At 64.7% G+C, this 13,454-nt stretch carries 11 protein-coding genes; 8 read left to right on the top strand and 3 right to left on the bottom strand.

All coding sequences use genetic code 11. The annotated features are described in order from the left end of the window. The first annotated feature begins 127 nt into the window (after window positions 1–127). A complete protein-coding gene (locus tag DBR47_RS01940) occupies window positions 128–1,204 on the top strand; it encodes a PEP-CTERM sorting domain-containing protein (RefSeq protein ID WP_124446304.1) in 1,077 nt (358 codons plus the stop codon). A gap of 63 nt (window positions 1,205–1,267) precedes the next feature. After that, entirely contained in the window at window positions 1,268–2,032 is a 765-nt protein-coding gene (locus tag DBR47_RS01935; protein ID WP_124446302.1) for a PEP-CTERM sorting domain-containing protein, read from the top strand. Here the strand turns inward: DBR47_RS01935 and ispD are convergent. The 3 genes from ispD to DBR47_RS01920 are packed head-to-tail and all read right to left on the bottom strand — an operon-like array spanning window position 2,016 to window position 5,269. Next, entirely contained in the window at window positions 2,016–2,735 is a 720-nt protein-coding gene (gene ispD / locus DBR47_RS01930) for a 2-C-methyl-D-erythritol 4-phosphate cytidylyltransferase (RefSeq protein WP_231512077.1), read from the bottom strand. The genes DBR47_RS01935 and ispD overlap by 17 nt on opposite strands. 41 nt (window positions 2,736–2,776) lie before the next feature. Beyond that, the gene (locus tag DBR47_RS01925; protein ID WP_124446300.1) at window positions 2,777–3,721 is read right to left on the bottom strand and encodes a bestrophin family protein; all 945 of its coding nucleotides are present in this window, start codon (window positions 3,719–3,721) and stop codon (window positions 2,777–2,779) included. A gap of 30 nt (window positions 3,722–3,751) precedes the next feature. Further along, on the bottom strand, window positions 3,752–5,269 hold the full coding sequence (locus DBR47_RS01920) for an acetyl-CoA hydrolase/transferase family protein (RefSeq protein WP_124446298.1): 1,518 nt from the start codon (window positions 5,267–5,269) through the stop codon (window positions 3,752–3,754). 178 nt (window positions 5,270–5,447) lie between these two features. Here DBR47_RS01920 and DBR47_RS01915 point away from each other — a divergent pair, with 178 nt between their 5' ends. From DBR47_RS01915 to serB, 6 genes are all read left to right on the top strand, one after another. Next, window positions 5,448–6,488 (top strand): RNA methyltransferase, encoded by a 1,041-nt coding sequence (locus DBR47_RS01915; protein ID WP_124446296.1) that lies wholly within the window; start codon window positions 5,448–5,450, stop codon window positions 6,486–6,488. A 195-nt stretch (window positions 6,489–6,683) separates the two neighbouring features. Further along, window positions 6,684–7,337, top strand: coding sequence for a CCXG family PEP-CTERM protein (locus DBR47_RS01910; RefSeq protein WP_124446294.1), 654 nt, complete (start codon window positions 6,684–6,686; stop codon window positions 7,335–7,337). Window positions 7,338–7,565: 228 nt separating this feature from the next. Next, on the top strand, window positions 7,566–7,817 hold the full coding sequence (locus DBR47_RS01905) for a GlsB/YeaQ/YmgE family stress response membrane protein (RefSeq protein ID WP_197046814.1): 252 nt from the start codon (window positions 7,566–7,568) through the stop codon (window positions 7,815–7,817). Between the two features lie 241 nt (window positions 7,818–8,058). Continuing rightward, complete coding sequence (locus DBR47_RS01900) at window positions 8,059–8,721, top strand: PEP-CTERM sorting domain-containing protein (protein ID WP_197046813.1); 663 nt, start codon at window positions 8,059–8,061, stop codon at window positions 8,719–8,721. A gap of 192 nt (window positions 8,722–8,913) precedes the next feature. Continuing rightward, window positions 8,914–12,378 carry a transcription-repair coupling factor gene (gene mfd, locus DBR47_RS01895; protein ID WP_124446290.1) on the top strand — a complete coding sequence of 1,155 codons (3,465 nt, stop codon included), beginning with the start codon at window positions 8,914–8,916 and terminating at the stop codon, window positions 12,376–12,378. Window positions 12,379–12,387: 9 nt separating this feature from the next. Further along, complete coding sequence (gene serB, locus DBR47_RS01890) at window positions 12,388–13,080, top strand: phosphoserine phosphatase SerB (RefSeq protein WP_124446289.1); 693 nt, start codon at window positions 12,388–12,390, stop codon at window positions 13,078–13,080. Window positions 13,081–13,454 lie beyond the last annotated feature (374 nt).

The raw sequence follows: 13,454 nt of genomic DNA, 5'->3' as shown, positions 1-13,454 counted from the left end.
AATGAGGGGCGGCGCCAAGCGCACGTCCCCTGAGCCTGGCTTTTGCCGTCTGACAAGCAAGCCCTGCTGCACGCCACTAAATCGGCGGCAGAGCAGGGCCCCTGCCATTCATCGATAGGAGCTTTTCATGTCGCGCACAAGCCTTCGCAAACTCCCCCTCGCCAAGTCGCCTTGGCTGCCCCTCTGCCTGTCCCTGCTGGGCCTGGCCACGCAAGCCCAGGCCGGGCCGGCCTTGAGCTTTTCTTCCTACGCCCAGGTCTCGGGCTACACCTACACCAACTTCACCAGCCCCATGCTGGGCAGCGGCAACTTCACCCTCAACGGAGCCAGCGACTACCGCTACAACTACAGCGGCCTGGGCCAACTCAGCACCGGCGTGGCCTCGGTCAACTACAGCATCCCCACCGGCCCCAGCGGCCTGGACCCGATCTACGACGTCATTACCGATTCAGGCCAGTACGGCTTCGCCTACTCCGGCCAGGCAGAGACCTTCAAACTCAAGCTGCGCACCCAGATCAGCAGCAGCGTGGTGGACGTCAACGGCAGCCCGGTCGCCAACGCACCCAGCACCAGCGTCAGCGCCTATTCGCAAGCCGGCTGGAGCCAGCAGTTCTATATCGCACCCACAGCCAACCGGGCCAAGGGCAGCTATGGCGCCATCCTGGTGGCCTTCACCATGGACGGCAATTTCCCGCCCGCCCTGGACCCCAATATCGGCAGCTCGGGCTCGGCCTCGGCCCAGATCAGTAGCAGCTTCACCGACCTGGCCGGGGTGAACTATCAAAGCTCCTTCTCGGTCGGCAGCTATAGCGGTGACGCCTCTTGGACGGGTGCCACCACCCAGTACAAAAAGCTGCTATTCCAGTACGGCACGGCCTTCAGTCTGAACGCCTACCAATACGTCAACAGCTATAACAACGGCAGCGCCGACTTCTTCAACACCGGCCGCATCAGCACCATCGAGTTACCCCTGGGCGCCACGCTGGAGTCCGGCGCCGAGCAGGCCGGCCTGGGCTCGGTCAGCGCGCTCTACGGCAATGTGTTCAATGCCACGACGGTGGACGACCCCAACACCAACTGGGACTTCGGCAATAACGGCGGCGGCTTCAACCCGCCACCGGTGCCCGAGCCCGCCAGCGCCGCCCTGCTCTTGGCCGGCCTGGGCGCATTGGGCTTTATCAGCTCGCGCCGCCGCCGGGATTGAGCGCGCATCACGCCACACACTGCCCGCCTTGGCGGGCAGCCTTACGCCTCACCGGAGTTCCCTATGCCCACCCCTGTCCATTCTTCCCCCCGCAACCGCCTGGCGGCCATCGGTCTCGCTGGTGCGCTCGTGGGGCTGAGCGCTCTGAGCGGCCAGGCCCACGCCACCGGCGTCTGCGTCAATGGCGCCAGCCTGGCCAGCATCATCAGCCAGGGCACTTGCACCTTGGGCGATCTGACCCTGGACTTCACCGAGCCGCACCTGAACGGCTACCCCTACTACCCCGGCCCCTTTGCCGGCGACACCAAGCTGGCGCCGGCCGCCAGCGACATCATCTTCAGCACCGACACCAGCAACCCAGACCACCCCAGCTTCTCGCTCGGCCTGGCCTTGTACTCTCAAGGCTATGGCTTTGTTGATTTCGAGCTCGCCTATCTCAAGGTCCACAGCACGGCCACAAGAGGGCTGGCGGGCTACTCCGTCGGCATGATCAGCCCCTTCAGCATGAATATGGACCCGAACGCGGGGAGCTATGCCACCGCAACCTTGAATGGCCAGTCCGCCTATATCGCTGCCGACGGCAGCATGGTCGCCGTGGCCCATAGCCCCGTCGATCCGCCCCTGTTTGGCGGCGTCCAGTACTTTGCCCTCAATGGCAAGGCCTATAACTACGCCAGCAGCGGCTTCAGCAGCATTGGCTACGGCGGCATCAAGATCGGGCTGGACGTGGTCAATAGCGTGCCCGAGCCCGCCAGCTATGTCTTGCTCAGCCTGGGCTTGCTGAGCTTGCTGGCAATGCGAGCAGGCAAGCTCAAACGCGGCTCTTGAGCAAGGCCTCGGCCATGGCGAAGTCTGAGGGCCAGGTGACCTTGAAGTTCTCCATCGGGCTCTCGACCAGCAAGGGCGCATGACCCAGGGCTTCGACGGCGCTGGCCTCATCGGTGATGGCCTCGCCCAACTGCGCCAGGGCCGGGCGCAACAGCCCGAGGCGGAACATCTGCGGCGTCTGGGCCGCCCATTTCTCGCGCCGGTCCACCGTGGCCTGCACCCGCCCGCAAAGCGAGGACTTGAGGGTGTCGGCCACCGGCAGCGCCAGCAAGCCGCCCACCTCATCCTCCCAGCAGGCCTCGATCAGGCGCTGCACCCACTCGGGGCGCAGCAGGCAGCGCGCCGCGTCATGCACCAGCACCCAGTCATGGGCTTGGGCGCCGCGCGCCAGCAACTCGTCCAGGCCCTGGGCCACGCTGGCGGCGCGGCTCTCTCCCCCCACCCGTGCCACCCAGGCGCGCTCGCCCTGGAACTCGGGCACGGCGGCCTCGAACTGATCGTCCTGCGGCGACAGCACGACCAGGGTTGCGGCCAGTTGCGGCACCTGGGCCAGGGCCGCCAAGGTATGGGCCATCATGGCCTTGCCGGCCAGGCTGACGTATTGCTTGGGCATGCTGGCGCCCGAACGAGCGCCCACACCCGCGGCCGGAACCAGGGCAAAGCAACGGGGCTGCAAGCCCATGGCATAGGAAGAAGAAGTCATGGCCGCATTTTAGGAGCCGGCCCCCGCCAGCTCGGCGATCACTACATCAGGCAGAAGTCCACCGGCTGCAGCGGCGCCGGTGGTGCCGGGTCACCCAAGGCCGTGCGCAGGTCTATCTCTATCGTGCGGCAGATGGCGTCCAGGGGCAGATCATTGGGCAAGAGGCCAAAGGGTTCCTCAATCTCATCGCCCAGGGCGTCCAGACCGAAGAAGGTGTAGGCCACGATGGCGACGACAAAAGGCGTCATGAAGCCGATGCTGTCCACCAGGCCGAAGGGCAGCAAAAAACAGTAGAGGTAAGCCGTGCGGTGCAGCAGCAAGGTGTAGGAGAAAGGCAGGGGCGAGCTTTTGATGCGCTCGCAAGAGGCGGCCGCCGCGGTCAGGGCCGACAAGGTGTTGTCGATCTGCGCCGTCAACACGCTGTCCAGCCTTCCCTCGCGTCGGCACAGCTGCAAATCCTCGCCCATCTTCATCATCAAGGCCGCGGCTTTGTTGGGCTGGCGTGCCAGGTCTTGCCATTCGGCCGCCTGCAGCCAGGCCTGCACCTCGCCCTTGAGGTCTTGCGTGCCGCGCAGCTGATGCTTCAGTGCCTGCACAAAAGCCAGGCTGCGCTGCACCATGCGCACCCGCACATCGGCGGGCCCCAGACCCCAGCGCACCGGCCCCTCGCCCTCCACCAGGCTCAGCACCTGGCGGGCCAGATTGCGGCTGCGCAAGAGCAGTTCCCCCCAGAGCTTGCGCGCCTCCCAGTAACGGTCATAAGACGCGGTGTTGCGAAAGCCCAGGAAGATGGCCAGGGGCAGGCCGATCAGGGTGAAGGGAATCGTGGTCAGCGTGATCTTCTGGCTGAACAAGGCCCCATGTGACAAGGTCACCGCCACCGCCACCAGGATGTTGGCGCACAGAGCGCCGCGAATCTGGCGCAGGATGGAGCCGCGCACGATCAGAAACAGGCGCAGGCCGGAGGGGCGGTCACGAACGATCATGGCGGTGCGGGGATAGGCAAATGACGCAACTTACATGCGGCCATCACGCAGATAGCGGGTGTGCCAGCTGAAGGCCTGGTCCAGCAGATGCGGGGTGTGCTGGCCGGGTGCGCCCTCGGCCGCGCGCCGCACATAGTCGCGCAGCGCGGGCTGGAAGTCGGGGTGGGCACATTTTTCGATCACCAGCTTGGCGCGCTCCTTGGGCGAGAGACCGCGCAAGTCCGCCAGACCGCGCTCGGTGACGATGATCTGCACATCATGCTCGGTATGGTCCACATGCGAGACCATGGGCACGATGCAGGAGATGGCGCCGCCCTTGGCGGTGGAAGGCGTCATGAAGATGGACATATAAGCGTTGCGGGCAAAGTCGCCCGAGCCGCCGATGCCGTTCATGATGCTGCTGCCCATCACATGGGTGGAGTTGACGTTGCCGTAGATATCGGCCTCAATCATGGCGTTCATCGCGATCAGGCCCAGGCGACGGATCAGCTCGGGGTGATTGCTGATCTCCTGTGGGCGCAAGACGATGCGCTGACGGAAGAACTCGATCTCGCGCTCAAACATCTCCGCCGCCGCCGGGCTCAGCGACAGCGCGGTGGCCGAGGCATAGGCCAGCTTGCCAGACTTGAGCATATGCAGCATGCCGTCCTGCAAGACTTCGGTAAAGGCGGTCAGATTCTCAAAAGGGCCTTGGTCCAGCCCTGCCAGCACCGCGTTGGCGATATTGCCAACGCCGGACTGCAGGGGCAGCAGATCCGGGCCCAGGCGGCCCAGCTTGACCTCGTTTTGCAAGAACTCGATCAGATGACCGGCAATCGCCTGCGAGACCGCGTCGGGCTCGGCAAAAGCGCTGTTGCGATCGGGCTGGTGCGTCTCCACCACCGCGATGACCTTGTTCAGATCGCAGTGCAGATAGGGCTCGCCGATATGGTCGCTGACCTGCACCAAGGGGATGGGTACGCGCTTGGGCGGCAGCTGGGTGCCGTAATAAATGTCGTGCATGCCCTCCAGGCCGGGGTTCTGCAGGCTGTTGACCTCCAGAATGATCTTGTCGGCCTGCTCCAGCCAGGTTTTGTTATTGCCCACCGAGGTGGACGGCACCAGTCGCCCATCGGGCAGGATGCCCGCCACCTCGATCACCGCCACATCCAGCTTGCCCAGAAAGCCGAACCAGACGTACTGGGCCACATGGCTCAGGTGAATATCGGTGTACTCCATCTGACCGGCATTGATCAGCTTGCGACTGGTCGGGTCGGACTGATAGGGCAGGCGCATCTCCACCCCGTTGACGCGGGCCAGAGCACCGTCCAGCTCGGGCGCGGTGGAAGCGCCCGTCCACAGGCCGATGCGGAAGGGCCGGCCGGCGGCGTTCTCTTCCGAGATTCGGGCGGCCAGGGCTTGCGGGATCAGCTTGGGGTAGCCCGCCCCGGTGAAACCGCTCATGCCCACATTGGCACCCGCGGGGATCAGGTCGGCGGCTTCTCGGGCCGACATCAGGCGCTGGCGCAGGCGCTCGTTTTGCACACGGTTCTTCGCATCAAGAAGCATCAGAGAGAATCCAGGATTTGAGATCAGCGGAAAAGTAGGCCGTGGCCGGCTGACGCTCAGCCCACACGGCAAATGGGCTTGCAGCTTATCCCATGGACACGTTCAACCTAGGGTTTACACGGACAATGTCCGATCTTTTTCGCCCGCCCCCGCTCTCCTGTTCCCCGCCCGCCACACGATGCGCATCCAAGACCTCCAACAACAGCTCAGCGATCTGGGCGCCAAGCCCTTGCATGTGCAGCGGGTGCTGCGCCAATGGGTGCGGGCCCTACCCCTGACTGCGGGCCGCCGCCGCCCCGAAGACTTTTTGCCCCTGGCCGTGCGCGAGGCCTTGCCGGCCCTGGAGCAGCAATTGCAGGCCCTGGGTCGCATCCAGTCCCAACATCCGGGCGAAGACGGTTCGGCCCGCCTCTTGATCGCCTTGCAAGACGGCATGACGGTGGAAAGCGTGCTGCTGCCACGCGAGGGCGTCTGCGTGTCCTCCCAGGTCGGCTGCGCCGTCGGCTGCCAGTTCTGCATGACGGGCCGTGAGGGCCTGATCCGCCAAGTCAGCAGCGCCGAGATCATCACCCAGGTGGCCTTGGCCCGCACGCTGCGGCCGGTCAAGAAGGTGGTGTTCATGGGCATGGGCGAGCCCGCCCACAACCTCGACAATGTGATGGAGGCCATCGAGCTGCTGGGCCTGCAAGGCAATATCGGCCACAAGAATTTGGTCTTCTCCACCGTGGGCGACCCGCGCGTGTTCGAGCGCCTGCCCCTGGGGCCGGTCAAACCGGCCCTGGCCTTGTCCCTGCACACCAGCCGGGCCGAGCTGCGCGAACGCCTGCTGCCGCGCGCGCCGCGCCTGACACCCGAGGAGTTGGTGGAGTTGGGCGAGCAATACGCCCGCGCCAGCGCCTACCCCATCCAATACCAATGGACCCTGCTGGAAGGCGTCAACGACGGGCCCGAGGAAATGGACGGCATCGTGCGCTTGCTCAAAGGCAAGTACGCGCTCTTGAACATGATCCCCTACAACAGCATCCCCGACCTGCCCTTCCAGCGCCCCAGCTGGGACAAGGCCCGCGAGATCGCCCGCCATCTGCACCAGCGCGGCATTCTCACCAAGCTGCGCGACTCGGCCGGCCAGGACGTGGACGGCGGCTGCGGTCAGCTGCGCGCACGCGCCTTGGCCGACCCCTCCCAGCCTATACAGATCCGGCGCAAACCCAGCGCCTGAGCCAAGACGCCGCGCCCGCCACCCGCGGCACTGTGGGTCTTTCGCCGCAGCGAGTCGCGTGAATCCGGTAATAGCTCACGGCACTTTGGCGCGCTTTGCGCTGGCCATTGGAATGGGGGGCGGCACGCAGGCGAGGCCCTGACTACATTGGTGCTCATCGCATCCCCGATGCCTTTGGCAACAAGAAAGTCCCGCATGAAAACTCTGTCCCAAGCCCTTGTTCTGAGCACTCTTGGCCTGGCCGGTCTGGCCGCCCAAGCCAGTGTGATCACGTTTGAAACCGCCAGTTCCAGCGCCGGTGCTCAGGCCAGCGCCGCCGACTATCGCAGCGTGGTCAACGCCGCCCTGGCCCAGCCAGGTGCCAAGCTGGCCGATATCGCCCTCTACGACGGCATCAGCAATACCTCCGTCTTCGGCGGCTCCAGCAGCAATATCGCCTTCCGCTCCACCATCGACTTCGGCGTCGCCGCCAACCAGGCCGGCAGCTGGAGCCTGCGTGCGGGTGTGGACTTCGGCAAGGGCGGTGCGGTCGTCCTGGACGGCGTGGCCCTGGGCTTCAAGACCAACGATATGTGGTGGGCCGGCAGCTACGCCGACCCGAGCCAGTCCTTCTCCTTCAGCAATCTGAATATCGCTGCCGGTCAGCACCGACTGCAGATCTTTGGCCTGGAAGGCTGCTGCGACGGGGGCCAGCAAGCGCAGTTCTCGTCCAATGGCGCCGCTTTCCAAAGCTTTGCCAAAACCGACGGCCTGCTCAACGCCGTCCCCGAACCCTCCAGCTACGCCCTGATGTTGACGGGTCTGGCCGGCATGGCCTGGGTGGCGCGCCGCCGCACGGCCAAGCGCTGAGCCCCTCTCCCCCCTCGGTTCAGCCTGCAGCAGGCGCTGCATCATCCAAGTCAACGGCCCGTCACAGGGCCGTTTTTCATGTCCACTGGCCAGGCGCAGGCAAGTACACCCCTAGTTTGCCGGTCGACCGGGCGAGACGCTGAGGCGTTGAATCCGGGTACCCAATGTCGCGTGGCCTCAACTCTCTTGGCCACGTCCCTCATTCCATCCCCTCAACAGGAGCTCCTCTTGCACTACCTCTGGATGTTTTTGATTGGCATCGTGGTGGGCGCCATCGCCCGCCTGATCTTCCCTGGCTCGCAGAACATCGGTCTGCTCATGACCGGCGTGCTGGGCGTGGCCGGTTCCTTTGTCGGCGGATTTATCGGCCGCTTGATCAGCGGCTCGGCCGACGGCAATCTGCTGCACCCAGCTGGCTTGCTGATGTCGGTAGCCGGTGCCGTTCTCTTGCTCTTCATCTGGAGCAAGTTGAACGCCTGACCCTGAAACAAGGGACAGCGCCTGCCGTCCCCGCTCCCCCCGAAACAGCCCTCTCGCAGGGCTGTTTCAATTCGGCAAATTCCTGCGCGTCAAGCCCTGTTTACCTGCAAATCAAGGGTTAGCCCGAACCCTAACTTAAAGGATCGACGCCAGCAAGACCAAGCCTGAGACTGGGTCCCGCAGTAAAGACCCCACAAGCTCCCGCCCGGACCCTCAAAGTCTCATGAAAAGGTTGATGCACATGAAATTCAAGACTCTTTTGGCACCGATCGCCTTGGCCGCTTTTGTCGCGGTCTCGGGGGGCGCGCAAGCCGCCGTGACGGTCTACACCAGCCAAGCGGCCTATCTGGCGGCCATCACCCATGCCGGCGTCGACAGCTTCGACGACCTCGACTACACCACCACCCTGGGCACGCCCCAGGCGCGCACGGCCGGCAGCCACAGCTACACCGCCAGCGTGGGCCCGACCAGCGTGTTCTTCCCAGCCTCCGACGATGGCCAAGACGTCTGGCTGGCCACTAACAACCGCACCGACACGGTCACCTTCAACGGCTTCTCGGCCGACGTGCAGGCAGTGGGCGGTTTCTTCTTCGGCACCAATATCGCCGGCTACTCCACCGCGGCTACCGCCCTGAGCATTCAGGTGACCGACGCCAGCGGCAGCATCACCCAGCAATTGCTGAACCCCAATACCGGCAGTTTCCTGGGCTTTGTGTCCACCGGCGGCCTGAGCTCGCTGAAGCTGTGGGTGGGTAACCAGGGCACAGGCGAGGCCGGCGTGTGGCCCACCATCAACGACCTGACCCTGGGCAGCGTGGCCGCCGTGCCAGAACCTCAGACCTATGCCCTGATGTTGGGCGGCCTGGGCCTGCTGGGCTGGATGGCCCGCCGCCGCAAGGCCTGAGCGACTTTGCTCTGACTCAGAACGGCGCCTGCGGGCGCCGTTTTTTATGGCCGCGCAGGGCAAGGCGGTGGCGATTCCCTACAATCAAACGCAATCCATTCCCCTGGGCCCAGCTCGCTTCATGGGCGCCATTTCAGATTTCTGATTCGAGGCCTGCCCTCTCCCATCCAGACCTCGAAGACACCCCCTCCCATGCAGTTGCCCCTGATCGCCCCCGGTAAGAAGTTCACCCTCGCCCGCCCCACCGGCTCCGCCGATGCCATGCTGCTGGCCCGCTTTGCTTGCAGCCAGATGGCGGCCGGACGCATCACCGCCATCATCACGGCCGAGCCCGGTGATACGCAGCGGCTGGAAGACGAGCTGAAGTTTTTTGCGCCCGAGCTGCGCGTGGCCGTCTTCCCCGACTGGGAGACCCTGCCCTATGACACCTTCTCGCCGCACCAGGACCTGATCTCCGAACGCCTGGCCACCTTGTGGCGCTTGCTGCAGTCGCGCGGTTTGCCGGCCGAGCAGCGCGAAGCCGATGTGGTCTTGCTGCCCGCCACCACCGCCCTCACCCGACTCGCCCCGCCCTCCTTCCTGGCGGCCACCACCTTCAACTTCAAGACCAAGCAGCGCCTGGACGAGGCCAGCCTCAAGGCCCAGCTGACCCTGGGCGGCTACAGCCATGTGGCCCAGGTTGTCTCGCCGGGCGAGTACGCGGTGCGCGGCGGCTTGATCGATCTCTTCCCCATGGGCTCGCTCGTGCCTTACCGGGTGGACTTGTTTGGCGATGAGGTGGACTCGATCCGCACCTTCGACCCCGACACCCAGCGCAGCCTCTACCCTGTGCCCGAAGTCCGCTTGCTGCCCGGCCGTGAGTTCCCCATGGACGAGGCCGCTCGCCAGGCCTTCCGCGCCCGTTGGCGCGAGAAAATGGACGGCGACCCGACCCGTTCGCGCATCTACAAAGACATGGCCAGTGGCATCGCCACCGGCGGCATCGAGTACTTCCTGCCCGTCTTCTTTGAGCAGACGGCCACCATCTTCGACTTCCTGGGCGAGGGCGCGGCCCTGGCCCTGCATGGTGAGATCGACGAGGCCTTGCAACGCTTCTGGACCGACACCCGCGAGCGCCACCGCTTTTTGCAGCACGACCCCGAGCGGCCCATCCTGCCGCCGGAAGAGATTTACCTCAAGGTCGAAGAGTTCTTCAGCATCACCCACGGCCACGCGGTGCTGGCCCTGCGCGGCAATGAGGCGGTGGACTTTGCCCGCCCCCTGCCCGATGTCAGCGTGGAGCGCGGCGCGCAAGAGCCGCTAGCCCGCCTGGCCGCCCATCTGAAGAGCACGCCGCACCGCGTGCTGCTCTTGGCCGAGAGCGAAGGCCGTCGAGAAAGCCTGTTAGAGCTGCTGCGCGACAACAAGATCGACCCGCCCTCGGTCAGCGGGCTGGAGGACTTCGTCAGCAGCCCCGAGAAGTTCGCCATCACCGCGGCCCCCCTGGCCTCGGGATTTTTCTGGAACGAGCCCGATCTGGGCCGCCAGTTCCAGATCATCACCGAGACCGAACTCTTCGCCACCACGCCCACCACAAGGCGTCGGCGCAAGCAGGAACAGGTCTCGGACGTCAACGCCCTGATCAAGGACCTCTCCGAGCTCAAGGTCGGCGACCCGGTGGTGCACAACAACCACGGCATCGGGCGTTACCAAGGCCTGATCAATATCGATATCGGCGACGGTGCCTCGGAGTTCCTGCACCTGGAATATGCCGACAAGGCCACGCTCTATGTGCCGGTGGCCCAGCTGCATCTGATCAGCCGCTACACCGGCGTTTCGGCCGAAGAAGCGCCCTTGCACCGCCTGGGCTCCGGCCAATGGGAAAAGGCCAAGCGCAAGGCCGCCGAGCAGGTGCGCGACACCGCCGCCGAGTTGCTCAATCTCTACGCCCGCCGCGCCGCCCGCGAGGGCCATGCCTTCCGCTACTCAGGGCCAGACTACGAGGCTTTTGCCGCCAGCTTCGGCTTTGAGGAAACCGCCGACCAGCGCGCCGCCATCCACGCGGTGATCCAGGACATGATCTCCCCCAAACCCATGGACCGCCTGGTCTGCGGCGATGTGGGCTTTGGCAAGACCGAGGTGGCCCTGCGCGCGGCCTTCGTCGCCGTGATGGGTGGCAAGCAGGTCGCCATACTCGCACCCACCACCTTGCTGGCCGAGCAGCATTACCAAAACATCGCCGACCGCTTCGGCCGCTGGCCGGTCAAGGTGGCGGAGATGAGCCGTTTCCGCTCGACCAAGGAAATCAAGGCGGCCATGGAAGGCCTGGCAGACGGCACCATCGACATCGTGGTGGGCACCCACAAGCTCTTGTCGGCCGACTGCAAGTTCGCGCGGCTGGGCCTCTTGGTGATCGACGAAGAGCACCGCTTTGGCGTGCGCCACAAGGAGGCGATGAAGGCCATTCGGGCCGAGGTCGATGTGCTCACGCTCACCGCCACCCCCATCCCGCGCACCTTGGGCATGGCACTGGAAGGCCTTCGTGATTTGAGCGTGATTGCCACGGCACCCCAGCGCCGCCTGGCCATCAAGACCTTTGTGCGCAGCGAGACCAGCGGCACCATACGCGAGGCTGTTCTGCGGGAGTTGAAGCGCGGCGGCCAGGTCTACTTCCTGCACAACGAGGTCGAGACGATTGAGAACCGGCGCCAGAAGCTCGAAGAGTTGGTGCCCGAGGCCCGCATCATCATCGCCCATGGTCAGATGCCGGAGCGCGAGCTGGAACGGGTGATGCGCGAGTTCGTCAGCGGCAAACACAATGTGCTCTTGTGCTCGACCATCATCGAGACCGGCATCGATGTGCCCAGCGCCAACACCATCATCATCGCCCGCGCCGACAAATTCGGCCTGGCCCAGCTGCATCAGCTGCGCGGCCGTGTCGGCCGCTCCCACCACCAGGCCTATGCCTATCTGATGGTGCCCGATCTGCAAGGCCTGACCAAGCAGGCCGCCCAGCGCCTGGACGCGATTCAAGCCATGGAAGAGCTGGGCTCGGGCTTTTATCTGGCCATGCACGATCTGGAGATTCGCGGGGCCGGCGAGATGCTGGGCGAGCACCAGAGCGGCAATATGATGGAGATCGGCTTCCAGCTCTATAACGAGATGCTGTCCGAGGCGGTGCGCTCACTCAAGGCCGGCAAGGAGCCCGATTTGCTCTCACCCCTGGGTGCCACGACCGAGATCAATCTGCATGCCCCGGCCCTCTTGCCGGACGCCTACTGCGGCGATGTGCACCAGCGCCTCTCGCTCTACAAACGCCTGGCCACGGCCGAGAAGAGCGAGCAGATCGACAAGTTGCTTGAAGAAGTCACCGACCGCTTCGGCAAGCTGCCTGCCCAGGGCCAGACCCTGTTCGACACCCACCGCCTGCGCGTGTTGGCCAAGCCTTACGGCGTGCTCAAGATCGACGCCGCGCCCTCGGTGATGAATATCAACTTCCGCCCCAACCCACCGATCGACGCGATGCGGGTGATCGAGCTGGTGCAGAAAAACCGCAATATCAAGCTGGTGGGCAATGACAAGCTGCGCATCGACAAGGCGCTCTCCGACCCCAAGGACCGGGCGCAGGCCATCCGCGAAGTGCTGCGCCTCTTGGGCCAGCCGATCAAACAAGACTGAGCACGATTCATGAGCGAACTGGTCATCCAAGGTTTCACCCCGCCGCTGCGCCTGGCGGACTTCCGCCTCGCCGCTTTCGATATGGACTCCACCCTGATCTCCATCGAATGCATCGATGAAATCGCCGCCGTGGCCGGCCGAGGCGCCGAGGTGGCGGCCATCACCGAGGCCGCCATGCGCGGTGAGATCAGCGACTTCAAGGACAGCCTGCGCCGCCGCTTAGCTCTGCTGCAAGGCGTGCCCGAATCGGTGCTGGAGCAAGTGTTGCAGACCCGCTTGCAATTCAACCCCGGCGCGCGCGAGCTCTGTGCCGCACTCAAGGCGGCCGGGCTCAAGCTCTTGCTGGTCTCGGGCGGCTTCACCTACTTCACGGCCTATGTGGCTGCTCAATTGGGCATGGACTTTGTCCGCTCCAACGAGTTGGAGCTGAAGGACGGCCGCTTGACCGGCGGCCTAGTAATGCAGGCCTGGGGGGAGATTTGCGACGGCGAAGAAAAACGCCGCATGCTGCTGCAATGCTGTGCCGATATCGGCTGCCTGCCCAGCCAGGCCATGGCCGTGGGCGACGGTGCCAATGACATGCCCATGATGAGCGTGGCCGGCCTGTCGGTGGCCTTTCACGCCAAGCCCCGGGTGCGCGAGCAAGCCATGGTCGCCATCAACCAGGGCGGCCTGGAGCAGTTGCTGAACTGCCTGGTCTGACCCCCAGGGGGCTCACAGCCCCCCACAACAAAAGCTTCAGCCGCAAGGCCGCCGAATCGGCGCGGCCAGGCCAGTCTTGCCCATCCAGAACAGCCAACCATCCCCACGCAATCCTGCGTTAGGGGCCGATGGCTGTTTGTTTCGCGCACATGACCCGGCATTTGTTCACATTCACCCGTCACCGCAGACTCAAGACCGCAGAACTATCGGGCGAATAACGCACTTATCCGGCATTCAGGTTCAGAATCGAAGCGCCAAATGCGGGAATGAAGCCAGGGTGGATCGCGAGAACTCCAAACGCGGATGGTCGCCAAGCGCATGCGAGGGCATGCGAGCTTGAGTCGGGCGTCTCGAAAAAGTGCGGTCAAAAGTCC

The organism is Paucibacter sp. KBW04, assembly GCF_003852425.1.
GTDB lineage: Bacteria > Pseudomonadota > Gammaproteobacteria > Burkholderiales > Burkholderiaceae_C > Paucibacter_A.
The sequence above is the reverse complement of the archived record's forward strand: the minus strand, read 5'-3'. Positions and strand labels throughout refer to the sequence as shown.